General features: G+C 64.2%; 22 protein-coding genes. 3 read left to right on the top strand and 19 right to left on the bottom strand.

The features are described 5' to 3' along the window. Positions 1-7 precede the first annotated feature (7 nt). The 11 genes from HNQ40_RS10985 to HNQ40_RS10935 all read right to left on the bottom strand — a co-directional run bounded on the left by HNQ40_RS10985 (position 8) and on the right by HNQ40_RS10935 (position 10,941). The gene (locus HNQ40_RS10985; RefSeq protein WP_184677880.1) at positions 8-1,960 is read right to left on the bottom strand and encodes a flagellin N-terminal helical domain-containing protein; all 1,953 of its coding nucleotides are present in this window, start codon (positions 1,958-1,960) and stop codon (positions 8-10) included. A gap of 8 nt (positions 1,961-1,968) precedes the next feature. Then, positions 1,969-3,678: a flagellar hook-associated protein FlgK gene (flgK, locus tag HNQ40_RS10980; protein WP_184677879.1), complete on the bottom strand. Its 1,710-nt coding sequence runs from the start codon at positions 3,676-3,678 to the stop codon at positions 1,969-1,971. 15 nt (positions 3,679-3,693) lie between these two features. Continuing rightward, entirely contained in the window at positions 3,694-4,209 is a 516-nt protein-coding gene (locus tag HNQ40_RS10975; protein ID WP_184677878.1) for a flagellar protein FlgN, read from the bottom strand. Continuing rightward, on the bottom strand, positions 4,202-4,603 hold the full coding sequence (locus HNQ40_RS10970; RefSeq protein WP_184677877.1) for a rod-binding protein: 402 nt from the start codon (positions 4,601-4,603) through the stop codon (positions 4,202-4,204). Before HNQ40_RS10970 ends, HNQ40_RS10975 begins: the two co-directional genes overlap by 8 nt. Continuing rightward, a complete protein-coding gene (locus HNQ40_RS10965; RefSeq protein ID WP_184677876.1) occupies positions 4,603-5,706 on the bottom strand; it encodes a flagellar basal body P-ring protein FlgI in 1,104 nt (367 codons plus the stop codon). Before HNQ40_RS10965 ends, HNQ40_RS10970 begins: the two co-directional genes overlap by 1 nt. Positions 5,707-5,761: 55 nt before the next feature. Then, positions 5,762-6,520, bottom strand: a complete 759-nt coding sequence (locus HNQ40_RS10960) for a flagellar basal body L-ring protein FlgH (protein WP_184677875.1) — start codon at positions 6,518-6,520, stop codon at positions 5,762-5,764. Continuing rightward, the gene (flgA, locus tag HNQ40_RS10955; RefSeq protein ID WP_184677874.1) at positions 6,520-7,581 is read right to left on the bottom strand and encodes a flagellar basal body P-ring formation chaperone FlgA; all 1,062 of its coding nucleotides are present in this window, start codon (positions 7,579-7,581) and stop codon (positions 6,520-6,522) included. The genes HNQ40_RS10960 and flgA overlap by 1 nt, the downstream gene beginning before the upstream one ends. 43 nt (positions 7,582-7,624) lie before the next feature. Further along, positions 7,625-8,428, bottom strand: a complete 804-nt coding sequence (gene flgG / locus HNQ40_RS10950; RefSeq protein ID WP_184677873.1) for a flagellar basal-body rod protein FlgG — start codon at positions 8,426-8,428, stop codon at positions 7,625-7,627. A 94-nt stretch (positions 8,429-8,522) separates the two neighbouring features. Further along, positions 8,523-9,302, bottom strand: a complete 780-nt coding sequence (locus HNQ40_RS10945; RefSeq protein ID WP_184677872.1) for a flagellar hook-basal body protein — start codon at positions 9,300-9,302, stop codon at positions 8,523-8,525. Then, positions 9,299-9,553: a hypothetical protein gene (locus HNQ40_RS10940; protein ID WP_184677871.1), complete on the bottom strand. Its 255-nt coding sequence runs from the start codon at positions 9,551-9,553 to the stop codon at positions 9,299-9,301. The genes HNQ40_RS10945 and HNQ40_RS10940 overlap by 4 nt, the downstream gene beginning before the upstream one ends. A gap of 272 nt (positions 9,554-9,825) precedes the next feature. Next, positions 9,826-10,941 carry a M20/M25/M40 family metallo-hydrolase gene (locus HNQ40_RS10935; RefSeq protein ID WP_184677870.1) on the bottom strand — a complete coding sequence of 372 codons (1,116 nt, stop codon included), beginning with the start codon at positions 10,939-10,941 and terminating at the stop codon, positions 9,826-9,828. A gap of 23 nt (positions 10,942-10,964) precedes the next feature. Here HNQ40_RS10935 and HNQ40_RS10930 point away from each other — a divergent pair, with 23 nt between their 5' ends. Genes HNQ40_RS10930 through HNQ40_RS10920 form a run of 3 tightly spaced genes read left to right on the top strand, consistent with a single transcriptional unit; the run spans position 10,965 to position 13,407 of the window. Continuing rightward, positions 10,965-11,858: an ABC transporter ATP-binding protein gene (locus HNQ40_RS10930; RefSeq protein ID WP_184677869.1), complete on the top strand. Its 894-nt coding sequence runs from the start codon at positions 10,965-10,967 to the stop codon at positions 11,856-11,858. Between the two features lie 17 nt (positions 11,859-11,875). Then, on the top strand, positions 11,876-13,072 hold the full coding sequence (locus tag HNQ40_RS10925; RefSeq protein ID WP_184677868.1) for an SO_0444 family Cu/Zn efflux transporter: 1,197 nt from the start codon (positions 11,876-11,878) through the stop codon (positions 13,070-13,072). Continuing rightward, positions 13,069-13,407: a MazG nucleotide pyrophosphohydrolase domain-containing protein gene (locus tag HNQ40_RS10920; protein WP_184677867.1), complete on the top strand. Its 339-nt coding sequence runs from the start codon at positions 13,069-13,071 to the stop codon at positions 13,405-13,407. The genes HNQ40_RS10925 and HNQ40_RS10920 overlap by 4 nt, the downstream gene beginning before the upstream one ends. On the opposite strand, the gene HNQ40_RS10915 is transcribed toward HNQ40_RS10920, so the two are convergent. From HNQ40_RS10915 to HNQ40_RS10880, 8 genes are all read right to left on the bottom strand, one after another. Continuing rightward, complete coding sequence (locus HNQ40_RS10915) at positions 13,408-14,919, bottom strand: DUF3179 domain-containing protein (RefSeq protein ID WP_184677866.1); 1,512 nt, start codon at positions 14,917-14,919, stop codon at positions 13,408-13,410. 38 nt (positions 14,920-14,957) lie between these two features. Next, positions 14,958-15,599 carry a hypothetical protein gene (locus HNQ40_RS10910; RefSeq protein ID WP_184677865.1) on the bottom strand — a complete coding sequence of 214 codons (642 nt, stop codon included), beginning with the start codon at positions 15,597-15,599 and terminating at the stop codon, positions 14,958-14,960. 122 nt (positions 15,600-15,721) lie between these two features. Beyond that, the gene (locus HNQ40_RS10905) at positions 15,722-16,405 is read right to left on the bottom strand and encodes a phosphatase domain-containing putative toxin (RefSeq protein ID WP_184677864.1); all 684 of its coding nucleotides are present in this window, start codon (positions 16,403-16,405) and stop codon (positions 15,722-15,724) included. After that, a complete protein-coding gene (gene dxs, locus HNQ40_RS10900) occupies positions 16,398-18,350 on the bottom strand; it encodes a 1-deoxy-D-xylulose-5-phosphate synthase (RefSeq protein WP_184677863.1) in 1,953 nt (650 codons plus the stop codon). Before dxs ends, HNQ40_RS10905 begins: the two co-directional genes overlap by 8 nt. Positions 18,351-18,493: 143 nt before the next feature. Further along, positions 18,494-19,402 carry a polyprenyl synthetase family protein gene (locus HNQ40_RS10895; protein WP_184677862.1) on the bottom strand — a complete coding sequence of 303 codons (909 nt, stop codon included), beginning with the start codon at positions 19,400-19,402 and terminating at the stop codon, positions 18,494-18,496. Positions 19,403-19,433: 31 nt separating this feature from the next. Beyond that, positions 19,434-20,516, bottom strand: a complete 1,083-nt coding sequence (locus HNQ40_RS18615) for a UDP-N-acetylglucosamine--N-acetylmuramyl-(pentapeptide) pyrophosphoryl-undecaprenol N-acetylglucosamine transferase (protein WP_315852787.1) — start codon at positions 20,514-20,516, stop codon at positions 19,434-19,436. 91 nt (positions 20,517-20,607) lie between these two features. Continuing rightward, positions 20,608-22,305 carry an RNA polymerase sigma factor gene (locus HNQ40_RS10885; protein WP_184677860.1) on the bottom strand — a complete coding sequence of 566 codons (1,698 nt, stop codon included), beginning with the start codon at positions 22,303-22,305 and terminating at the stop codon, positions 20,608-20,610. 131 nt (positions 22,306-22,436) lie between these two features. Further along, positions 22,437-23,663, bottom strand: a complete 1,227-nt coding sequence (locus HNQ40_RS10880) for an FtsW/RodA/SpoVE family cell cycle protein (protein ID WP_184677859.1) — start codon at positions 23,661-23,663, stop codon at positions 22,437-22,439. Positions 23,664-23,679 lie beyond the last annotated feature (16 nt).

Raw genomic sequence — 23,679 nt, 5'->3', positions numbered from 1 at the left:
TGCGCCACTAGCGCAAGAAATCCAAGAGTGAAAGTTGCTGAATTTGCGCACTGGTCTGAAGCGACGCCTGGAGCTGCAGCTGCAACTGCTGGTATCGGGAGATGACCTCGGTCAAATCCGCGTCTTTCAGGCTGGAGAGCACGCTTTGTTCCTGCAAGGTTTGATCCTCGTTGCGTAAACGGGTCTCTTCGAGGCGTTGGGCCTGCACGCCGACGATGGCGCGGGCACTGACGACTGAATCGATGTCGTCTTCTAATTGAGTAGAAGCAAGCGTGATGCCAGACTCGTCATTATTTTTCAAAGAATCGCGCAAAATTATGAGATCGGTAAAAGCGTTGTCGACCCGGCGGGTCGCGGTGTCTTCGCCGTTGATCGTGGTGGCCGCCCCGGCGTTCTCAAGAAGGCCAAGGTGCTCGGCAACATGGGACTGGCCGAAGTTGGTAATCGCAAAGTCGCTGCCCCCGACGGTGTTGTCGGTGGCGACCAGGCCCGTGCCGGTGGCGGCGACGGCGACCGTGAAATCGCCCGGGGCCACGCCCGCGGCGCCCGCAGCGGCATCGATCAGAGTGATGGCCTCGGCGACCGTGGTCGCGGTGTCGAGGTTGACCGAGAAGGTCGTGCCGTCGTGCAGCGCGATCGACAGGTCGTCCTCGCCTTCCTGCGTGATCAGGCCAATACCTTGGCGAAGGTCGGTAAGCCGGGTGTCGCCGTTGAAGCTGTGGATGCCCAGGTCGGTCGCGGTGCTTCCACCGTTCTCGCCGACGGAGAACTCCAGGCCCGCCACGGTGCTGACGATCGCCAGCTCTTGCCCGCCCTCCGCAATGTCCAAACGCAAACCGAGGTCCAGGTCCGCAATCGTGTTCTGCAGGTCCTGGATCGTGGTGGCGGTCGAAAGATCAACCGTGACCGTTTGCTGGCCCTGAGTAATGACCAGGCCCGAGGCGAAGTCGACCGCGGTGCCGAGGCTGGCCAGCGCCGTCAACGGCGTCAGTTGCACGCCAACGTCAACGCCCGCCGTGGGGACACCGCCGGTGCTGCTAACGCCTTCCAGCCCGAGCGACTGAGCCGTACGCGTGCCGGGCGGATCGGAAATGGTCACCGTGTTGCCACCGTTGCCCGTGACGACCAGGCCCACCGGGCCCACCGTCACCGCACCGCCGCCGGGCACGATGTTGGTGATCGAATCGGTCAGGATCGTGGCGACGTCGTCCAACGAGTCGGCCTCGCTGAGATCGACCGAAACCGTCGTCGCGTTGACCGTCACGTTCAAGGAGCCGGGCACAAAACCGCTGTTGGTGCCGCCGGTGATCGCGCTGAGCGGGGTGGCCCCGGTGGCCTGCGGGTCGAGGTCACGGTTGTTGTTCACTTCCGCCTCGAACAGGCCGAATGCGGTCCGCCCCTGGCTGGTGAAGTCCTGGCTGCTGAATGCCCCGACATCGGTCTGCAGGTTGGACCCGGTCCCGATGTAACGCACGCCGCCGAGGAACTTCTCGAATACCTGACCATCCAGCTGCGCACCGTTGTTGCCGCCGAAGACGGACACGCCGTTGAACTGGGTGTTGGCGATGTCGACCAGCGACGAGAGCTGGGCATCGATCACCAGCGACTGCGCGTTGCGCGTGTCCGCATCCGAGCCCACGCCGATCTGCGAGAGCGCGATGGTCTTGGCTTCGATGAGCGTGTTGGTCGCCTCGCCCAGCGCCTGGTCGGCGGTGTTCAGGGTCTGCGACGCCAGATCGAGGTTGCGTGCCTCTTGCTCCCGCTCGAGCAGTCGGCGTTCGATCAGCAAGACCGACGCCACCTGCGAAGGATCATCCGAGACACGGTTGATCGCCTGCCCCGTCGAGATCTGTTCCTGCGCCTCAGCGAGCGACCGCTGGGTCTGCTGCAAACGGTCAAGCGCCTGTTGGCTGCTGAACAGGCTCGACGTTCGGTTGCTGAGGGAGGAGATCGAGGACATGGCTTAGGTCACACGAGGTTGAGTAGGGTCTGGGTCAGTTCGTCCACCACGGTGATGAACCGGGCGCTGGCCTGATAAGCCCGCTGGTAGGCGAGGAGGTTGATGGTTTCTTCGTCCGCGTTCACGCCGGAGATCGCGGCCTGTCGGCCCTGAAGGTTCTCACGCACCACGCCGAACGCTTCCTGGTCGTCACGGGCCTGGGCGAGGTTGGTCCCCACCTCTTCGACCTGCCGCGACCACGCCCGCGTCACCGACAACCCGTTGAGGGCCGTCAATGGCTCGTCACGCAGCGCCGCCAACGCCAACGCGTTGCGGTTGTCGCCCGCCAGGCGTTCCTGGCCGGCCGCGAGGAGCGACGGGTCCGAAAGCACCGTCTGGTTCACCGCGATGTCGAACGCATCTTCCCCGGTGAAGAAGCTGTTGACGCCGAGCGCCGCCAGGACACCCGAGGTGTCGTTGGAAAACGACAAGCGGTTGTTTGCCGAATCGCTGCTGATCTGCAGTTTGCCCGTCGGCGAGATCGAGGCGTTGACCCCGGTCACCGCGTTCAGCGCCGCGGCCAGCGATGTGAGCGTCGTGTCCGTCGCGGGGTTGATGCCGTCCAGGTCGACATCGATCACCGTGGTCGTCGCCTGGCCGGTGGCTTCGGACACCACGCTAATCTCGAACGAACCGTTGGTCGCGGTGAACGGCAGCTCGGTCAGGGTCAGGTCGTTGAGCGCCGCGGTGACATCGGTCACCGCATTGGTCGCGGTCACGTCTCGGATCAGCTCGGTGCCCTGGCCTTGGCTGTGGATGCGGTTGGTCTCAAAGATCAACTGACCCGTGATCAGGTCGAGCGACTCGACGGCTTCCTTCAGGTCGCCGTTGATGAACTCGATCCGTGCGCCGAGCTCGCCGCTGGACACATCCAGAGCGCTGCCGTCGGCCTTGATGACCACCTCGGTCAGCACCTCATCATCCACGGTGCGGGTACGCAGCTCGACGCCACGCGACTGGCCGTTGAGGATGATCGGCAGCGACCCGACGTACACGTCGATGCTGCCGTTGTTTTGTTCAACCGTCGAGACATCTAGGAATTGTGCCAGCTCCGCCAGCAGCTGGTCACGCTGGTCACGCAGCGCCGAGGCTTGGCCGGCCCCGCCCTCTTTCCCCGCAATCGCCTGGTTCACCGACTCGATGCGGTCCAGGATGCTGTCTGCCGAAGCTACCGCTTCTTCGAGTGCCGTGGTCGATTCGGCCGTGATGTCGTTGTACCCGCTGCGCAGGTCCTGGATGAACGATGCGAGCGAGGTTCCTTCCGCGGTCACCAGCGTCCGCAGCGACGGGTCCTGGGGATTGGTCGTGAGCTGCGACCAGGCGTTGAAGTACTCGCCCAAACGCGTGGTCAGGTCGCGGCCGGTGAGTTCGTTCTGTACCGCTTCGAGACGCGAGATCTGGTCCGCGGTTGCGGATGCCGCAGATTGGTCTGCGATCGCGGTGCGCAGCCGTGCCTCGACCGCTTCGCTGACCTGACGCGTGATCGCCTCGATCTGGACACCCTGCCCGACGTATTGGTCCCCCGCCACCCGGCGGTCGCCGATCGCCGAGAGGTCGACGCGCTGCACCTTGTAACCCGGCGTCGCCAGGTTCGCGAGGTTGTTACCGGTGACTTCAATCGCCGTCTGTTGGGCGAGGAGGCCGGTGCGTCCAATATTGAGGGAAGAGGAGAGTCCCATGGTTTCGGTGAGGTGTTAAGCAGTCAGGTTGATCGAGCTCATGCGAGCGGGTTCGTTGTTGATCCGGCCGGTTTGGCCGTAAGCCGCCCCGCCGTTGGAAACGACCCCGATCGTCCGGATCAGGCCGTTGACGTGTTTCATCAAAGATTCGCTGGCCCGGCGGACCACCGAGGTCTGCTCGGCCACCTGCGTGATAGCTTCGACGAGCTTGGCCCGCATCACCAGCAAGCGTCCGCGGTAGGGCTCCGGCAAACGCTCGGCCAGCTCTTTCATCTTCAGCGGTTCTTTTGCCGCCGGATCAATCGCCAACGTCAGGTCCGCCACCAGTTGCAGCCGACGCTTTTCGACCTCGCTGATCGTCTGCACCGTGGCGTGCTCTAGCCGGGTCAGGTCGACCATGTCCTGGTCCTTGCCCTGACGCAGCGCGACCCGCTTGCGCTCAAGCAGCGAAAGCATCTGACGCTGACGCTCCAGCGCCTGGGCCAGCACCGCTTCGAGGTGATCGAGATTGAGGCGGAGCGTTTTATCCACGGAGGTTCACCTGCGATTCGGGGTCATGGTTCAAAGTGGTTTCGAAGCGGCGGACCAGCGCGTCGCTGATCCCGAAGTTGGCCGATTGCGTGATGTTCTCGGCGTAGATCACGTCCAACTGCTGACCGAAGACTTCTTCGCCCTGGCCGCCGTGGAACAGATCACTCTTGAACGGGTCTTGACGGGCCTGCTCCAGCAACGGGAGGATGAACGCGGTGGCAACAAGCTGCTCGGCCGCTTCACGCAGCTCGGGGTTCTCGACTTCGCCGCTGGTTTTCGCAGCCCGGTCCAACTCCGCCGCGAAATCCCGGCTACCGGTGTAGCGGGACTCACGCCCTTCGGTGTAAATCGCCGGGGCGCTCAGGCTGTCCAAACTCGGGGGGGGCGTCAGCATCATTGGATCACCAGCTCCGCGTGGAGTTGCCCCGCTTCGTGCATCTGCTTGACGATCTGGATGCGGTCCTCGGCGGGAACTTTAAGTTGGTTGAATGCCGCGAGCAGATCACCCAGACGTGCCCCGCCGCGGTTGTTGGGGTCGAGCGAGATGAAGTCTTCGGTGACTTCTTGCGGGGGCAGTTCCTCGCCGGGCTCGGGTTGGGGCTCGGGCTTGAGCATCGTGATGGTCAGGCCGTCGTGGCTGATGATCGTCGGGCTGATCTCGACATCGCCGGACATCACGATCGTGCCGGTGCGTTCGTTCACGACCACGCGAGCCGAGCCGGTGACCTGAGAGCCATCGATGTAGGCCTCGAGGATGTTGGCGATGAACGACGCGGGGTTGGAGCGTTCATACTCGGGGACACGGATGAACACGTTCTTCGCGTCGATCGCCCGCGCGGCCTCGGGGCCGTCGGGCGAGACCAGACCGTTGATCAGAGCGGCGAGATTGTTGGTCGTGGTCCACGAAGCGTTGGCTTCGTTGACGACCAGTTGGATGTAACCACGCTCGTTGATGTAGCGGGCCCGGATGGACTTGGTCATCTTGGCCCCGCTCTCGATCTTGCCGGTGCGCGGGGTGTTGGGGTCTTCGAGTTTCACCGCACCGCGAGCCAGGGCCATGATGTCCGAGTCAACGTGTTCGCCGACCATCGGGATCAGAAACAGGCGTCCGCCCGCCAGCGAATTGGCCGGGCCGACACACGACACATACACATCCAGCAGGTCGCCCTCGCGGACACCCGCGGCGGGCACCGTCGCCTCGATCGCAACCAGCGCGACCGACTTGCTGTTTTCCAGTTCACGCAGGCTGGTCTGGTCGTCCATCAGCCGCGAGATCACCTCGACCAGCGGGCGGTGGGCCGGGGCGAAGTCGCCGCCGTCGCCCGTGCCGTCGAGCCCAACCACCAGGCCCATGCCGACGAGGGTGGAGGTCTCCGAACCCTTGATCCGCACGATGCTGCCGACCTCGAGGGCGATGGCTTGCGTGCCGATCAGCAGCGAGCCGAGCACCGCGAGAATCCAGATCAGGTTGGCTCGAGAGGTTTGCGACTGCTTCATGGTGCTTCGTTCAGTTGATTGCGTTCGGATAGTCAAAACCAATTCCCTCAAAGCCTTACCAGGGGAAGATGAAGTCCATGATCTCGGTCAGCAGGCCCTTGTCGGCCGCTTTCTTGAGATGACCTTCATGCTGCTTGTCGATGAACAAATCCGCGATCTCGGTTGACAGGACGGTGTTGTCCACCGTGATGTCGTCCACCCGGCAGATACCCGTCGCGACCAGGGTGTACTGCTCGTCGTCGCTGCGGATCGTCTTGCGGGCCTCAAGCACGACGTTGCCGTTGGGCTTCACGTCGATGATCGTGGCCTGGATACGAGCGGTCATCGATTGGGTGTTCTCGTAATCACCCTCACCCTCGAAATTACTGTCGGCCGAGACATCCACCTTCACGGTGCCGTTCGGGAACGTGTTGGGCACGATGGTCAGGTCCAGCAGGTCGTTGAGGTTGAACCGCGGGAACTCAGCAATCTCGCCGGTCCATTCCGAAGCTTTTTCCGTTTCCAGCGACGAAGAGAACGTCGTCTGCGTGTCTTCACGGACGATGATGGTGATCAGGTCGTTGACCGCGAAGGTGCGGGGCTCGGGCGCGGTCACAGCCATGAAGCTCGTCGCCGCGATCGCAGGGGACAAAGTCCGGTCGTCGGTCTGCATACCCGGTGCCGGCACCACGCCTTCGGTCAGCATCTCGTCTGCGAACGGGTCAGCAAAGAACTCATCGCCGGTGCTGTACAGGGATGAGCTGAGCTCCTGGCCCAGCGTATTGCCGGCCACGCCACTCAGGATCGCAACGGAAAGTAAAGTCGACTTATGCATTACCACGCCCCTTCTTCAGTTTTCTCGACTTGCGCCGAATCGTAAGTTTTAATCGTCGTCTGACGCTTGCCCGAAACGGTGGCGTAGACCGTTTCACGGGTCTGCGGATTCTTGATCGCGATGATGTCGCCCATCGCCCCCTCCTCGGAAGCCCGGCCAACGGTCCGCACCACCAGCGACCCGCTGACGCAGGCCACGGTCACCAGGTCGCCACGCTTCACCAGTACGTCCGGCGCAACGTGGTCCACCAACAGCACGCTTCCTTCACGGAGAGCCGACGCTGAGCGCTGACCCAGCACGAGGTTCGGCGAGTCCAACGTCTCGCCTAGTTTGGAGGTGATGAACACTTCGCGCAATTCGGTGTTTTCCCGGGAAAACACTTCGCCTCGGCGGATCTGTTTGGTCGCAACCACGGCCGTCACCCGGCGGGAAACATCGGCGGTGAGTGTCGCTTCTTCGACCGTGCCGGCGGCGTCGTACCGACGGACCTTCATGGGTACCCGGCCTAACCCGCTGCGGCTCATGCTCTCGATCTCGTACCGCCCCACCGCCGCGCTGCGGTTCAACCAGGCCGCCGCATCGGCGTCGCCACGGAAGGTGATCTCTAGTTCTTCGGAGGTCGCGTTATTGAGCTTCTCGATCTCCTGGATCAACAAGCCGCTAACCGTCATGGCCGCATTGACCTGGTCCACCGCCAACTTGTTATTGGTAACAACCGCCCGGTCATTCACCACCGCGGGGGCAGGCAACACGTCTTCATCAACCAGACGCGTGACCACACTGACCGAGCGACCCCGCAAAGATAGATCCGACCAGTTCACCTGCGATTCGCTCAAGACCCGGCGGACCGTGGCGAGTTGAACCGTCAGCTCATCCTGACCCTCAGCGAAGCGCCCCACCACCAGCTCGCCCAGGGTCTGGGCGTATTCGCCTTCGAGTTCGGCGATCTCCATCAGCCGAACCGCGGGCCCAGTGGTGCCGGCCTGCTCGTGCAGACGCACCGAGTCGGCCGCGGCGGTCGACGCGAGGGCAAGGCTCAGAATGGTTACAATTGGCTTCATTTTCAGTTTACTTAACTCAAGCGAATCTCAACGGGCTACGTTCTTACCGGCGGAGGTTGCCCACGACCTGCAGCACTTCGTCCGCAGCCTGGATGGTCTGGCTGTTCATCTCAAACGCCCGCTGGGTCTTGATCAGCGAGACCAGTTCGGTCACCGGGTCGACGTTCGAGTTCTCGAGGTGGCCCTGCAGGATGGTGCCGAAGCTGCCCTCACCGGGGTTGCCCTGGATCGGTGGGCCCGAGGCATCGGACTCCACGTAGATGTTTCCGCCGATGGACTTAAGTCCTTCTTTGTTTACAAAGGTCGAAAGCTGGAGTTGGCCAACATCCGAATTTGTTCCGTCCGGATTTGTCACCGCCACGGTGCCGTCGGCCGAGATGCTGATGTTCACCGCGTCGTCCGGGATGGTGATACCGGGTTGGACACGCGGGCCTTGCGAGTTACCCAGCACCAATTCCCCATCGCGGTTGGTGAAGAAGTTGCCCGCCCGGGTGTAGCCGACGCCGCCGCCCTGTTCGCTGAGGATTTGGACCTCGAAGAAGCCGTCGCCTTCGATGTAGACGTCGAGTTCACGGCCGGTGGTCACGGCCGAGCCGAGCTCAAAATTGTATTGAGTGTTGCTGATTTGCGTACCCAGGCCCACTTGCAGGCCCGCGGGGCTGTGGTCGCCGTTGGCGTTTTCGACGCCGGGCTGCTTCTTCTGCTGGTAGATCAAGTCTTCGAAGTTCACGCGTTGGGTCTTGAACCCGGTGGTGTTCACGTTGGCGAGGTTGTTGGCGATCACGTCCAGCTCGGTCGAGAGAGCGTTGAGGCCGGTGGATGCAGAGTGGAGGGCGAGGACTGCCATAGTTTAGTTCTCAGTATTCAGTGAACAGTGATGAGTTTGAATCGGGTGATCTATGAACTCATCACTGTTCACTGATCACTCATAACTGTCGCGTTTACGCGACTCTTCCTAGCGTGTTGACCGCTTTATCCATGAGTTGGTCGTGGTACTGGATCAAGCGTGCGTTGCTCTGGGCGGCTTTACCGCTGGCCATGACCGCCATCATGGCGCTGATGGGGTTGGTGCCGGAGGATTCCAACGCCCCCACGCGCACGTTCGGGGTGTCCGTGATGACGCGGGGGTCGTTGCTGCCGAAGGCAAACAGGTTGCCGCCTGCTTTCTGGAGTTGATCGGTGTTGTTCACGGTGGCGACCTGGAGCTGGCCGACCTCGGCGCCATTTTGCTGCAGCCGGCCGTCGGGGCTGATGGTCACCTTCACGCCGGGCTCGACCGCGATGGGCTGGTCGCTTCCGTTGAGCACGCGGTGTCCGGTGGCGGTGACGACGTAGCCCTGGCTGTCGATCGCCAGTCGGCCGTCGCGGGTCAGCCGGACGGCGGTTTCGCCAGTCTGCGGGTTGACTTGTTGCACCGCGAAGAAGCTGCTTTCATCGGTCAGCGCGACGTCCAGGTCCCGCCCGGTCTGCTCGATGGGGCCTGCCGAGAAGCTGGTGCGCTGCGTGCCCGCCAGGACACCGCCGCCGAGGCGGTCGAGCAGGTCCTGCGAGGTGCCCAAGGGGGTGGCGTCTTCCTGGGCTTCGGCTTGGCGTGGCGTGATCGTGGGCAGGTCGGGCTTGAAGCCGACGGTGTTCACGTTCGCCAGGTTGTTTGCGAAGACGTCCTGACGATACGAGTTCGTCAGGACGCCTGATGCGGAGAGGTACAGGCCGTAGTTCATGATCGGTCCTCCGTGACCGAGGGGTCAGCCTGCAGGGTTCTTCCCTGAACCCACTGAGTGTCTTTCTCCGTCCTTACCGTTGATGAAGGTTGTGCCACCGTCTGACGGTGAACCGCGGCGGCCAGCGTGGCCAGCCGTTGAATGCCCCGGCCCAGATCGCTGTGACCCTGCCCGTCCGCGGCGAAGCGGGCGAGTTCGAGCCAGTTGATCTGGGTGTTGCCGGTCGTGGTATTGTGCAGGGCTTGGCTCAAGTCGGGCTCACAAAAAGGGGAAACGGTGTCCCCGTGTAAATCGCAAGCCCGGTGCCACCCGTGCCAAACCGTACGAACTGCGGTCATCAGCCCACGCCATAACGTATAAAACCCTTCATTTTCAAGAGTATTTACACGATCGATTTATTTTTAAATCACACGAAGTTGACCCGCTCCCGACCTGAACTACGGTCACCTTCGCGCAACACCTGCGATACGGCGCAACCCCTGCGCGGCGGGCCGTATCTGCGCAGCTTCAAAATGACTGCGGTTCAGCTTAAAAGTGATCGATGGTCAGCGAAGAGCTGGTTGAGCCGAGAGGTAAGGGGCTTGGCGGTCTCCGGGTCGTCGAGCGATCGGCCGATGCCCATCAGGAGGCGGACCAGGCCGTGGTAATCGTCGAGGTGGATGACCTCGCGATCGATCTTGCCCGCCTGCTCGTCCATGTTGTGGTAGTTGCCCAGCGGCAGACAGACACACGTCGCGGTGTAGCCGAGCGCTTGGTAGGCCGAGGCCTCGCAGGTGCCGCCGGTCATAAGTTTGCGTTGCCACTTGAGCCCTTCGTCTTCCGCCGCGATCGACTGGGCCACCTGCCCCACCGCGAACGTCAGCCCGGGGTCGAAGGTACTGGTGCGGTCGCCCACCCGGACGATTGGGCCGCCGCCCAGCGGCGAATCCGCGAAGCTCTTGCTGTTCTCCAGCGCGATCAGGCGGGCCTTCTTGGGGATGATGCCGGACTTGCATGCCGCGATCGCCCCGACGAATCCGATTTCTTCCGCCCGGGTGCACAGCAGACGCACATCCGGCGGGTCTTTGCGGATCTTCAGCAGCTCACCAAACGCCGCGAACATCGCCGCCGCCCCCGCGAGGTCGTCGCATGCGGGGGCGTGGAGTCGGCCCGACTTGATCTGCGCCGACCCGACATCCCAGGTCAGGATGTCGCCCGGCTGGGCCTCGATCCGCTGGCGGAATTGCACATCCACCGTTTTAAATCCGCCCTTCTTCGCGGGCCGCAGCTCACGGATCGTGCCGGGCGGACTAGGTTTCACCGAAGATTCACCACGGTACAACCGGACCTTCGTCCCGACGAAGAACGCATCCTGCACGCCGCCGCGGAATTCAGCGGTGACTGTTTTGCCATCCACCCCGGTCACCACGAACGCGGGGTGATCAAGGTGGGCGGTAAAAATGATCGGCGACTTGGATTCGACGCCAGTGCGTATGAGCATCAGGTTGCCGTAGCGGTCGCGGCTGAGCTCGACGTTTTTGCGCCTTTTGGCCCAGCGTTCGACCCAGGCGATAACGCGGTCCTCCTTGGCGGTGGCGGTGGGCAGGCCGGTAAGTTCAATCAAGTCGCGCTCGTGTCGGGCTCGGGTCGTGGCGTTCATGCCGACGATGGTACCCTGCTCGCATGACGACGGAATCGAACGAACCCTTCAAAACCGGAGCCCTCGCCGTGGAGGTGCGCGACGCGGTGCTCAAACGCGGGGCCACCACGATCCTCGACGGCGTGTCGCTGTCCATCGACCGCGGCCAGTGCGTTGCGCTCTTGGGGCCCAACGGCTGCGGTAAGACTTCGTTGTCACGCCTGCTGCTGGGCCAGCTCTACCCAACGAGCGGGCGGGTCACCGTGCTCGGCCGAACGCTCGGGCAAACCGACGTCCGCGAACTCCGCCAACACATTGGCGTCGTCAACCCCACCACCGATTCCACGCCCGGCCCCGGCAGTTTCCATATCAACGGCGCCGTGGTCGACGCCTCGCTCTCGGTCACCGAAGCGGTTTGCACCGGATACTTCGCCACCGTCGGGCTCTACGACCGCCCCACCCAAGGACAACGCGAACACGCCCGCGCCACCCTCCAGCACGTCGGCCTGGGGCACCGCCTGGACCACCGCTTCGGCGTGCTCTCGACCGGGGAACAACGCCGTGCCCTCATTGCCCGGGCCCTGGTGCATCGGCCTGAACTACTCATCCTCGACGAACCCACCGCCGGGCTCGACCTCGCGGGGCGCGAGCAGGTCCTGGCCACGGTGGATCACATCCTCCGGTCGCCCCACCCGCCGGCGGTGCTGATGATCACGCACCACGTCGAAGAACTCTCGCCGATGACCGCGAAGGTCTGCCTGATGCAAAAGGGACGCATCGTCGCCGAGGGCCCGGCCGACCAGATCATCACCCCCGAATCGCTCACCGCAACGTTCGGCTGCAAGGTCTACGTCCAGAAACGCCACGGCCGGTACTGGCTCGAAGTCCTGCCCGAAGCGTGGCTTGATCTGGTGGGCGATCGATCGGCCAACGGCTGACCTATGATGGTGGTGGCATGGACACCCTCACCCGCATCGCGATCGCTTTCTGGGGCACCCTCGCCGAGATGGCGCCGTGGCTGATCCTCGGCTTCGTCGCCGCGGGGGTGTTGTCGGTATTTTTCTCCTCGGCCTTCATCGAGCGGCACCTGGGCGGCAAAGGTCTGGGCTCGGTGGTGAAGGCGGCCGTGCTGGGTGCGCCGCTCCCGCTTTGTTCCTGCGGGGTGATCCCGCTGGGGGCCTCGCTGTATCGCCAGGGCGCGAGCCGGGGCGCGACGTCTTCGTTTCTGCTGTCCACCCCGCAGACCGGCGTGGACTCGATCGCGGCGACCTACGCGTTGATGGGGCCGGTGTTCGCGGTGGTGCGGCCGGTGGTGGCGTTGATCAACGGCATCTTCGGTGGGCTACTGATCGATGTGGCATCCAAGGCCGATACCGCCGCACCCTCAACTGAACCCGAGAAGACCACGTCTTGCTGTTCGTCAAAGAAGTCGTGCTGCAGCGAACCCGAACCCTCCGAGTCCTCGTGCTGCGGATCAAAACCGAAAGCCGAATCGTCATGCTGCGGTTCAGAGCCGAAAGCGGAATCGACTTGCTGCTCGTCAACCCAACCCGAAACACCCACGCTGGGCATGAAGCTGAAACAAGCGACACGTTACAGCCTGGTCACGCTGCCGACCGACATCGCCGGAGCATTGGTGGTGGGCCTGGTCGTCGCAGCGTTGCTCACCGCGTTGGTCCCCGAAGCTGCGTTGGCCCCGTACCTCGGCGGCGGGGTATTGGCGATGTTTGCTGCGGTGTTGGTCGGGGCACCGTTATACGTCTGCGCGACCGCCTCGATTCCGATTGGCATGGGGCTGCTCGTGGCCGGCGCTTCACCGGGCGCCGTGCTGGCGTTCCTGATCGCCGGCCCTGCGACCAACGCCGCGACCATCTCGGTGACCTGGAACCTGCTGGGGCGACGCACCGGCGTGTTGTACCTGCTGAGCGTAATCACAACCGCGGTCGTCGCGGGGCTGCTGCTCGATGCGTTGTTCTCCCTGGATCAACTGTTCATCCCGGGCCACGCCCTGGCCGCCCACGAACACGGGCTGAGCGTGTTTGATCACCTCGCCGCCGCGGCGCTGCTCGCACTGGTGCTCCCGGCCGTGTACGGAAAATCCATCAAACCCCGCTTCGCCCCGACGCCCCCGGCTTTACAATCACCCGCATGAACGCCTCTCCCGACCAGCCCAACGACGCTCAACACCCGCCGCTGACCTTCCGCGACTTTCAGCAGCACATCTACGACAAGTACCACGCCACCGACAGCGCCCGCGGCACCGCCGGGACCTTCATGTGGTTGGTCGAAGAAGTCGGCGAGCTCGCCACCGCCCTGCACAAGTCTGTCGGCGAAGGCGGCGACACCTCGGGCGACGACGACCCGGCCGGCGAATTCGCAGACGTCCTCGCCTGGCTCTGTACCCTGGCGAACATCAACAACGTCGACCTGGAACAGGCCATCCGCGACAAGTACTTCAAAGACGGCGGGCCCAGCGGGACCAAGTGATTATTGAATCAATTCTGTATCGGGGTGGGCCGAGTACCACCCAAACCAAAAAGCGCGGTGGGCGGCGAGGCGGCTCAGGGTTTGACCATCGGCAGTGGTGAGCGCGTCTTCGGTGACTTGCCAGACACGGCCGTCGCGGGTGGTCGCGGTGTCGTTAGCGCTGTATTGCTCGAAGATCAATCCGCCGCTTTCGTACACACGGTTGGCGCCCGACGGATCGGTTAGCACGACGTATTCGGTGTCGCCGAGCGTGCCTTGGAAGACGGGGGTATCCGCCAGCATCAAGGTGTCGACGGCGGTGGGCGGGGCGTCGTCGCCGCCGAAGCGGAGGGCGAGGATTTCGTCTTTGTTGAACAAGCGGTTGTCGGTCTGGGGGACCGTGAACATCAGGCGGTCGGTGGCGAAGTAGCTTCGGTAGGCGACGCCCTCGCCGTAGTCCCGGCGGTGGCCGGTGTTGAGGGTGAGGACGGTGGTGTCGGGGTGCTTCTTCTTCCACACGCCCCAGGTGGTGGTGACCACGTGGAGGGGTTTGAGTTTTATACCTTGGCCGACGAGCGGGCCGATGACGGGTTCGCCGGTGAGGGTGGACCACATCGACTCGGTGGCGTGGTCGTACATGAGTTTGTTGGAGCGGTAGAGGAAGCCGGAGGTGCCGAGTTCGTGGTGGGTGCCGTCGACCACGGTGTCGTAAACGATCATCGAGCCGCAGAGCGTGCAGTACACGCCGTTGATCGAGACCGGGTTGTCCTCGGGCCCGAACGTGTCCTTGAACATCTCGTGCCAGGCGAGGATACGTTTGGGGTAGGCCCGGGCGTCGCCGTTGAGCTCGATGCCGAAGACGACGTTGTCGTCATCGAGATAGGCAGCGTCTTTTGCATCGGCGGTCACCATCTCGGGGTTCTTGAGCGGCGGGATGCCATCCCGCTGCACCCCGCCCCAACGGACCTCGTCCAGACGGATGGTGGCGGACTGGGTGTCGTCTTCGAAGTACGCGGCGAAGCGCGGGTCGAGCTCTTGGTACAGACGCGCTTTGAACAGGCCGTAGTGCGGGTGGGGCTCGTAGTCCTGAGCCCACGCCCAGCGCCAGGCCCGGTCCGAATCCCCTTCGAAGTTCTGCCCGCTGAGGTCGTCGATCACCCGGCTCATCCATTGCCGGTGGTAATGCCGACTGAACCGGGCGGTCTCGAGCAGCATGGGCAGGTAGCCGGGCCGCCACCCGTCGCGGACCACCTCCACCGCCTGCTCGAATCCCTTTGAATTGTTGGTCTGCAAAGCGAAGATCGCGTCGAGCGGCAACTCGCCTTCCGCTAGCTCGGGCGCATCGGCCACCAGGATCGTGACCTCGGGCGCATCGGGAATCTCGCCTTCAGCAAAGAGCGGCGTCACGTCGATCTCCGGGGGATCGACGACATACCCTTTTGCCCACCAACCGCCGTAGAACGCGGCGACGGCCACAACGAGGGTCAGTACTATCAAGCCGTAGCTGAACCGGTGAGATGTGGATTGATCCATACCTCACAAACCCGGAAACCGATCGATGTATTCCCGGCTCAACGCAGCCCGAAGATCGGCAGCGGATCGGGGACTTCATCGATCACGCCCGCATCCACGAGGTGTTGAGCGATCACGCCCATGTTCTCGTTGAGGAACTCCGGCCACAAAGAATCGGGGTCGCTGGGGCTCCAGTCATACCGCATCGACTCACGGGTGACTTCGAAAGGATCAGCCTTCTCCACCAGCAGACGGTAGGCCGCAACGGTGCCCCCGGTGCGTTGGGTGCCCGCCCCGCAGTGGACCAGGGTGATGACATCGTTCTGCACCGCGTCGTGCAACAGCTCGACCACGCCGGCGTACTGCTCGGGGGTACCCAGGCCGTTGCCGCTCATAGGGAAGCGTTCGTAGTCGATGCTCAGGGCTTTGATCGCCTGTATCTCGGCGACGTGATCGGGGTTGTGCGTGGCGTAGCCGTGCAAGAGCACGACGCGTTCGATGTTGTGGCCTTCGAGTACGTTGCGGATCAGGCGGCGATCGATCTGACCGCTGCGGTAGACCTTGCCCTCGACCACAGTGCCGAGCCGGCGGGGGATCAGCTGGTCTTCAAGCGCCGCGACCGCGCCGCCCGCCAAGCCCAAACAGATCAACACACCAATCACCACTGCACGGAGCGGACGACGTTGAATAGCTTCAGTCATGCGAGACAGTGTGGCGTCTCAACAGGCGATTCCCGTTAGCGGCGAGTGTGGACTCTATGAATTTACTGTGTGGATTTGATGTGCGGGCCCCGCCTCGCATTCGGGCACAGTGCCCGACCGTCTCAACCTGGGCCGAAGGCCGGCAGTGGATCGGGCACCTGTTCCAATACACCTTGCTCAGCCAGCAAAACTGCGATGGACTGCATGTTGTCGTTCAGAAAAGCGGGCCAGGTGTGGTCGTCGTCGGTGTCCCACCCGTATGACCTGGCTTCGTCGTACACCTCAGCAGGATCAGCTTGCTCAACCAGCAAGCGGTAGGCGGCGACCGTCCCGCCGGTCCGCTGTGCGCCGGCACTGCAGTGCACCAAGGTCGGAATATCGTTTCGCACCGCGTCGTCGATCAATGCCACCACCGCCGCGTAACTTTCGGGCGTACCTACGCCATTGCCACGCATCGAGTGGCGGACGACCTCGATCCCCAACGACTCCGCAGCCTCTTTCTCCGCAACGTGGTCGGGGTCGTCGTATTCGTAGTTACTCATCACGACGATTCGTTCGATCCCGTGGTCTTCAAGAAAGCCATAGATCAAGCGGCGGTCGATCTGGCCGCTGCGATACACCACGCCTTCGGCGATTGGGCCGAGGTTGCGCGGGAACCACTGCTCGTGAAACTCATGCCAAACACCCCAGAGCGACGCAATCAAAACTACCGGCCAGACCCAGTGGAGCCAGCCGTGTTTCGAAGGTGTTTTCGTTTTGCTGTCCGATGATTCTTCGGTGCCGGCTTCGTCGTGGGATTCAGCCACGCTCAACCGAAACCCCCGGCATGGTGGCGCGCAACGACTTGGCCGACTGGATCACCGACCGAGCACGCTGGGCGATGCCCGCCGCGTCGAGATTCGCGCCGGCAAGCTGGTTCGTTCGGCTGTCGGGGCCGACCCAGGTGGCGGGCATGCCGTGGCGGTGGATCAGCCGGGTGTCGAGGCTTGCGGCGTTGGCGGCTTCGAGGACCGCGCTGCCGAAGCCGCCGTCGACCAGGTGGTCTTCGACGGTGAGGATCGGCGTGCCGGCCTCGAGCAACGTCGTGACCAAAGCGATATCCACGGGCTTGGCGAAGCGGGCGTCGTAGATCGCGACATCGAGTTCGTGTTCACGCAGCATCGGGAGGGCCGAGCGTGCGTCGATCACCGTGGTGCCGTAGGCAAGGATGGCCAGGTCCGGCTTGTCGGTCTTCGCCGGCTGGATGCAAACCGCCTTGCCCAGTTCAAACGGCGTGGTGTTTTCTTCCACCGGCTGCTCGGCGACATTGGCCCGGGGGTAACGCAGGAAGCTCGCTCCCGCGTCGTGGTCTCTCATGAACGCCAACGCGCCCCGAAGCGAATCTTCATCTGAAGCCGCCATCAGGACCACATCGGGGAAAGTGCGGAACATCGCGATATCCATGAAGCCGTGGTGCACCGCACCGTCGCCGCCGACGTAGCCCGCCCGGTCCATGCAGACCCGGACCGGCAAGCCCTGCAGCGCGACTTCCTGGAACACCTGGTCGAGCGCCCGCTGCGAAAACGTTGAGTACACCGCGAAGAACGGCTTGAGCCCGCTCTTGGCGAGGCCCGCACACATGTCCATCGCGTGCGATTCGCAGATGCCGGTGTCGAGGGTGCGTTCGGGGAATTTTTCGATCAGCTTGTCGACGCCCGTGCCCGGCCCCATCGCCGCGGTGACGGCGTAGACCTTCTCATCGTTCGCCATCACGTCCAGCATCGCGTCCGCATAAGCCGCGGTGAACGACCGCCCGCCGCTGTCGATCTCGACCCGGCAGCCCTCGCGCTTGAACGGCTTGGGCGAGTGGAACTTGGTCGCGTCGCCCTCGGCAAACTCGTAGCCTTTGCCCTTGATCGTCTTGACGTGCAGGAGCACCGGGCGGTCGATGTCTTTGATCTCGGCGAGCGTGGGGATCAGCGTCGGGAAGTCGTGGCCGTCCACCGGGCCGATACAGATGTGGCCGAAGTGCTCGAACATGTGCCCGTCGGAGATCATCGCCTTGAGCATCTCGCCGCCGCGGTGGTAGACCTCTTCGAGGATCGAGCCGCCGGGGATGCGGTCGAGGACTTCCTTGCCGCGACGCTTCAGGTCGTGGTACGTCGGGCTGACGCGGACCCGGTCGAAGTAGCCGGCCATCGCGCCCTGGGGCTGGCTGATGGACATGCCGTTGTCGTTGAGGACGGTGAGGAACTGGCGGTGCAGCGTGCCGGCGTTGTTGAGGCCTTCGAGCGCCAGGCCGTTGACGATCGAAGCGTCGCCGATGAGCGAGACCACACTGCGATCGGATTCGCCTTTGCCACCCGCCAGAACATCGTCGCCGCGGGCCATGCCCACGGCCGTGCTGATCGCGGTGCCGGCGTGGCCGACGCTGAACAGGTCGAACTCGGATTCCTTGGGCTCGGGGAAGCCGGACATTCCGTCTTTCTGACGCAGCTTGTCGAGCAGGCCCAGCCGGCCGGTGAGCAGCTTGTGGGGGTAGCACTGGTGGCCGACGTCGAACAGCAGCCGGTCGTGCCCGAAATCGAAGACGTAATGCAGAGCGATGGTCAGCTCGACCACGCCGAGGTTGGGCGCGAGGTGGCCGCCGGTCTTGGAGACCTGCTCGCAGATCTCGTGGCGGATCTCGCTGGCCAGCTGGGGGAGCTGATCGGGCGCGAGCTTTTTGAGGTCACGCGGGCCGTGAATCGTGGGTAAGAGGGCTTCGGGCATGGGCTTACGGGTCTCTCTGGCCAGGCAGGGCCGCGGGCACGCCTGCGTATCATCCTTGATGAATCCTACGCCGCCAAAGCCGGCGGGTTTGGGCAATCCTGGAACAACCCGGAGCCACCCATCCCCCGGGTGACGCCGTCATTTTACTTTCGACGCACCGCCAGGTCATCCGCCAATCTGCGCAACGGCTCCGCAGCCGCCCCCAGGGGCTCCAGGGCCTCGTGGGCCTCGGCCTGCAGCCGCTGAACCTCCGCCTGAGCACCCTCCACCCCCATCAGGCCCGGGTAGGTCAGTTTCCCCGCCTCGGCGTCTTTCTGGGTCGCCTTGCCCATCGACGCGGCGTCCGAGGTGATATCCAGCAAGTCGTCCACCACCTGGAACATCAGCCCCACCGTATCGGCGTAGCGTGTCAAAGCCTCGATCTGCGATGCATCGGCCCCCGCACACCGCCCACCCATCCGGGCCGAGCCGCGGAGCAGGGCCCCGGTCTTGTTGCGGTGGATGCGGATCAGGCGATCGATCCCCTCGACGCCGTCGTCCTCGGGCAATGTGTCGTACACCTGGCCGGCGATCATGTCGTTGGTCGCTGTGGCCAGTTCACCGACCAGCGCCAGCCCGAGAGCTGGGTCGTTCACGTTCCGGGTCACCAACTCGAAGCTCAAGGCTAAGAGGCCGTCCCCGGCGAGGATCGCCATCGCCTCGTTGGTGTGTTTGTGCAGCGTTGGCCGACCGCGACGCAGGTCATCGTCGTCCATCGCCGGCAGGTCGTCGTGCACCAGGCTGAAGGCGTGGACCATCTCGATCCCGACCGCCGCGGCGAGCAACGCCTCGGGCATCGGGCCGTCGGTGAGCGGGCCGTGAACCGCCTCGTAGCTGCGCACCACCAGCGTCGGCCGCACACGCTTGCCCGGCCCCAGCCCCGAGTACAGAAGGGCGTCGGCCAGGTTGCGTGGCAGGCCACGCTGAGCGACATAGTCACGCAGCTTCGCGTTGATCTCAACGACGAGCTGGTCTTGCGGCATGCCGATCTGGGACGAGGTGTCGGTATTCATAAATCTTGGCCCAATCAATAGGATACCGATGTTAGGCACCCACTTGAGCCGTGACCCAGTCCGCGAGCCGTTGTGCTCCGTCCGGCGGGCGGTGGTCCCGCATCGCTTGTGCCATCTGCTGTCGTTTCGCATCGTCGCCCAGGATGGATGCAAACACTTGGGCCAACTGCTGCGCGTTCTCCGCCGGGTCGATGAGGTCTTTCACAACCACCGCCCCGCCCAGGTCGACCAGCGGCGCGGCGTTGTGCTTCTGATGCTCGTCATTGTGGAACGGGTACGGCAGCATCACGCTCGGCACCGCGTTGGCCCACGCCTCGCCCACCGTGCCCGCGCCGGCCCGTGTCAACGCCGTATCCGCCGCCCGCCACGCCAGGTCCATCCGGTCGCAAAACGGCAGCGCGACCCCCGCACCCTGCGGGATGCCTTCGGGCCCCAAGCCTTCCGCGCTGGGCCCCGTAACGTGCAGCACCTGCCAATCCCCGAGCACGCCGCGTTCGTACAGCCGGGCGATCGCCTGGTTGATCGTCCGCGCCCCCTGCGACCCCGCGAAGATCAGCAGCGTCTTGCGCCCCGGTTCCAACCCGAAGTATTCGCGGGCCGCTTGCGGCTTCGCACTCTCCGGCGCGACCGCCGCGCGACGCAGCGGGAAACCGATCACCTCGGCATCCGGCAACGGCTTCGCCTCGGCGTGCGTCGGAAACGCGCTGAACACATCACTGGCTTTCTTGGCCGTGAACCGATTTGCCCGGCCCGGAACCGCGTCCAGGCTGACCAACGATACGGGGGTCCCCGCCTTGCGGGCCGCCGCGACCGCCGGGCCGCTGACGAAACCCCCGGTGGCGATCATCGCTTGGGCGTCCGTCTCTTCGATCAGCTTCAGCGTGGCCGACTTCCCCTTGCGGTAAGCGCTAAGGAACTTCAGCCCCGCTTTGGGCCGAACACTCAACGGGGCCGCGGGGATGGCGGTGAAGCCCAGACCCGAGTCACGGGCGATCTGGGCGTCGAGCGGCCGTTGCGACACGACCAGATGCGGCTTCACGTTCCGGGGTAGCCGTTCGACCACCGCGAGGTTGGGGTAGATGTGCCCCCCGCTTCCGCCGCCGACAAGGAGGATGGTTCGGGATGGAGATTGGGAACCGCTGATGGACGCAGATTAACGCAGATGGCTTGTCGGTGGTGCCGAGCAAAGCGATGCATCGACAACATCACTCACTCACCGCCGCGGCCTCGGCAAGTTTCTTGCCCTCAGCGAGCCAGGCGATGCCGTCGGCGATGATGCCGCCGTCGGTGGCTTCCATGATCGGGGTCGGCATCCGGCCACCCATCATGTGCCCCGCGGTCGCGCTGTACATCACACGGCCCTGCCCGATCTCATTCACAAACAACGGCGTAAACCGGAAACCTGGGGGGAAGTCGTGCATATCGAAACGCTGCCCTTCTTCCAAACGCAGCGTCTCCTCGGCCGAGAGCTGAAGCAGCGGCGTCACATCCGAGGGGTTCACCACGGTGCCGTTGGGGTTGACCACAAACGAGTCGCCGACCTCGAACCCGGGGAAGACGTCGTGATTGATCACGAGCTCGGCCGGGTGAGCACCGAAGGTGACCACATAACCCGTCTCGCCCTCGGTCAGAAGTTCGGTGCCGCCGGCAGGCATCCAGCCGATGGCCAGCAGCCCCGTGCCCCCGCGCACCGCTTCCAGCAACGCCTGGACCTGCCCCTCGCCGAGCTCTGCGGTCGACGTCATCAGCACCACATCGAGCTCGGCGATCGCCTCGGCGTCGGTTCCAAGGACGGTGCGCGTGATGCCCAGCGTATCCATGCGTTGCTGGATCAGCTTGTCCTCGGCCGTGCCGGGGTCGATCACCGCGATTAATTCGTAGGGCACTTCCACTTCTTCGCGGACGTGGTCGGCCACCCGGCTGTGCCAGGCGAAGGCGAAACGTTTCTCAGATTCCTCGGCTGTTTCAGAATCCTTGGCGTACTCGCCGGCGAAGATTCCGATCTCGGCATCGACCGCCGCCCGGCTGATCACCACGCCCAGGCTCAAGGGCGGCGTGGGCGTGGCTGGCGGCGTGCCGACGGGCGGCGGCGAGGTCGAAGGCGGCGCAGCGCCGCTCGGCTGGTTGAGCGCAAGCACAACGCCGCTGCCCGCGAGCATCATGCCCAGAACGATGAGAGAAGAAAGCAACGGTTTGGTTTTCGCGGTGGTCACGAGGAATGCTCCGATTTTGCTGAGAGACAGGGAAGTGGTTGAGGTGGTCGTCGCCGGCCCGATGCCCGCAACGCCCAGCTTGACCAACGAGGTGGTGAGTGCGCTGGGCACCGCGGCGGCGGCGCCTTGTTCGGTGAGGAACCCGGTGACGATCGCCGCGGGCATCGCCACGGCCGGGGTCTTGAGTCGCCCACGCACCGCGTCGACCGCCGCGGCGACCCGTCGGCTCATCGCAGCGACGCTGACGCCCGCTTCACCGGCGAGGTCTGTCTGCGTCCGCCCCTGGAAAAAGTGCTCGACAATCAGTTGGCGGTGCTCTTCGGAGACCGCCAGCAACGCCTCGTCGATGTGCATCTGCAATTCGTGGCGGGCCTGCTGGTCGTCGGAAACATCACGCTGCTCGGCGTAAACCGATTCGCGCTTCCGCCGACGGGTCGTGCTCCGGCCGATGTCGGTCGAGGCGTTGAGCGCACAGCGGTACAGCCACGACCCCACGCTGGTGCGGATGGTCTGGGCCTTCTCCGCGAGCTTGATGAACGTGGCCTGCACGGCGTCGTCGATGTCGGCCGGGTCGTCGAGCTGCCGACGGCAGGCGCTGTACACCAGGCCCTGATACGTCTGCACGAGATGCGCAAAGGCGTCGGGGTCGCGGCGGTGGACGTAGGCGTGGAGGGCGTCGGTGTCGGTCATGGCAAACTCACGAGAAACGAGGTGGGCCGACCCAAGCACAAAGAAAGCCGGCTCCGTCAGGATGACGGCAGCGCGGGCGGGATTTCAACCCCGAAGTGAAAATTCTTATGATTCCCCCGTTCGTTGAGTCGCTAGGCCGTGGGGGAGGATGGGGTGGCCCAGTTGGCCACATCAGTCGGCGGGGCTTCCTCTTCACCCTCTTCCACTTCGCGCAACGCCTTGGCGTTATCCAGCGAAGCAACCAGGCCAATCGCAAAGGCGGTGAAGATCCACCCCGTGCCGCCCGCCGAGATGAGCGGGAGGGCGATGCCTTTGGTCGGGACGACCACGGTGACGACCGCGATGTTGATCACGGCTTGCAGGCCGACGGTGAGCAGCACGCCGAGCGCAACCAGTCGGCCGAATGTGTGCGGCGTGTCCTTGGCGATGCCCAGGCCGACCCAGAGGATGGTGAGGAAGAGGCCCACGACCAGCACCGCCCCGCCGAAGCCGAGTTCCTCTGCGATGATGGGGAAGACGAAGTCGGTCGTATCTTCGGGGATGTAGTACTTCTGGATCGATTGCCCCAAGCCGTTGCCTTCCACGCCGCCCTGGGCGAAGGCGAGCATCGATTGGATCGGGTGGTAGCCGGTGCCCTGCGAGTCGGCCCAGGGGTCCATGAACGCGGTGAGGCGTTTGACGCGGTACGGGCTGTGGATGATCGCCGCGACAATCGCGCCCACCGCGAACGGTAGCATGAGCGCCAGCTGCCACAGCCGTGCACCGCCCGCGATCAACACACACATCGCCACCGCGCCGATGAGCGCCGCCGTGCCCAGGTCTTCAATCACGATCAGCCCGCAGGCCAAGCCCACCAGCAGCAGGCCGGGCATCAGGCCCCACCAGAACCGGTGCATCACCCCGCGACGCCGGGCGCAGTACCACGCCAGCCCGACCACGAGGGTCCACTTCATGAGTTCGCTGGGCTGGAAGCTGATGCCGCTGCCCGCCGGGCCGATGACCAGCCAGCGCGAAGCACCGTTGACGCTCTTGCCCACGCCCGGCATGAGGGTCATGCCGCAAAGGATCAGCGAGATGATCACGGCGAACCACACCGGGTTCCACCAGCCCCGAGAGCTGAAGATGCCCTGCAGGTCGACCCGCGAGCCCAGCAGCATCGCCCCGACCGCCATCACGGCATAGACCAGGTTCTTGCTGAGCAGCGGCGCGAGCACACCACTTGCCGTGATGCTCGGGTCGTAGGTGTTGGCGTCGATGTCGGCCGAGGCCACGCTCACGCCCGCCGAGTGGACCATGACCACGCCAATGCCCAAGAGGGCCAGCACGCAGGTCAGCAGGATATGGGTGGGTCGGGGCATCGGGGAAACTAATTAC

Source organism: Algisphaera agarilytica (genome assembly GCF_014207595.1).
GTDB lineage: Bacteria > Planctomycetota > Phycisphaerae > Phycisphaerales > Phycisphaeraceae > Algisphaera > Algisphaera agarilytica.
This window is presented reverse-complemented; position numbering and strand designations above follow the sequence as displayed.

Coding starts and splice junctions, on each gene's coding strand:
- HNQ40_RS10985 (WP_184677880.1), bottom strand. CDS start 1,960: ATGTCCTCGATCTCCTCCCTCAGCAACCGAACGTCGAGCCTGTTCAGC.
- flgK (WP_184677879.1), bottom strand. CDS start 3,678: ATGGGACTCTCCTCTTCCCTCAATATTGGACGCACCGGCCTCCTCGCC.
- HNQ40_RS10970 (WP_184677877.1), bottom strand. CDS start 4,603: ATGCTGACGCCCCCCCCGAGTTTGGACAGCCTGAGCGCCCCGGCGATT.
- HNQ40_RS10965 (WP_184677876.1), bottom strand. CDS start 5,706: ATGAAGCAGTCGCAAACCTCTCGAGCCAACCTGATCTGGATTCTCGCG.
- HNQ40_RS10960 (WP_184677875.1), bottom strand. CDS start 6,520: ATGCATAAGTCGACTTTACTTTCCGTTGCGATCCTGAGTGGCGTGGCC.
- flgA (WP_184677874.1), bottom strand. CDS start 7,581: ATGAAGCCAATTGTAACCATTCTGAGCCTTGCCCTCGCGTCGACCGCC.
- flgG (WP_184677873.1), bottom strand. CDS start 8,428: ATGGCAGTCCTCGCCCTCCACTCTGCATCCACCGGCCTCAACGCTCTC.
- HNQ40_RS10945 (WP_184677872.1), bottom strand. CDS start 9,302: ATGAACTACGGCCTGTACCTCTCCGCATCAGGCGTCCTGACGAACTCG.
- HNQ40_RS10935 (WP_184677870.1), bottom strand. CDS start 10,941: ATGAACGCCACGACCCGAGCCCGACACGAGCGCGACTTGATTGAACTT.
- HNQ40_RS10930 (WP_184677869.1), top strand. CDS start 10,965: ATGACGACGGAATCGAACGAACCCTTCAAAACCGGAGCCCTCGCCGTG.
- HNQ40_RS10925 (WP_184677868.1), top strand. CDS start 11,876: ATGGACACCCTCACCCGCATCGCGATCGCTTTCTGGGGCACCCTCGCC.
- HNQ40_RS10920 (WP_184677867.1), top strand. CDS start 13,069: ATGAACGCCTCTCCCGACCAGCCCAACGACGCTCAACACCCGCCGCTG.
- HNQ40_RS10915 (WP_184677866.1), bottom strand. CDS start 14,919: ATGGATCAATCCACATCTCACCGGTTCAGCTACGGCTTGATAGTACTG.
- HNQ40_RS10910 (WP_184677865.1), bottom strand. CDS start 15,599: ATGACTGAAGCTATTCAACGTCGTCCGCTCCGTGCAGTGGTGATTGGT.
- dxs (WP_184677863.1), bottom strand. CDS start 18,350: ATGCCCGAAGCCCTCTTACCCACGATTCACGGCCCGCGTGACCTCAAA.
- HNQ40_RS10895 (WP_184677862.1), bottom strand. CDS start 19,402: ATGAATACCGACACCTCGTCCCAGATCGGCATGCCGCAAGACCAGCTC.
- HNQ40_RS10885 (WP_184677860.1), bottom strand. CDS start 22,305: ATGACCGACACCGACGCCCTCCACGCCTACGTCCACCGCCGCGACCCC.
- HNQ40_RS10880 (WP_184677859.1), bottom strand. CDS start 23,663: ATGCCCCGACCCACCCATATCCTGCTGACCTGCGTGCTGGCCCTCTTG.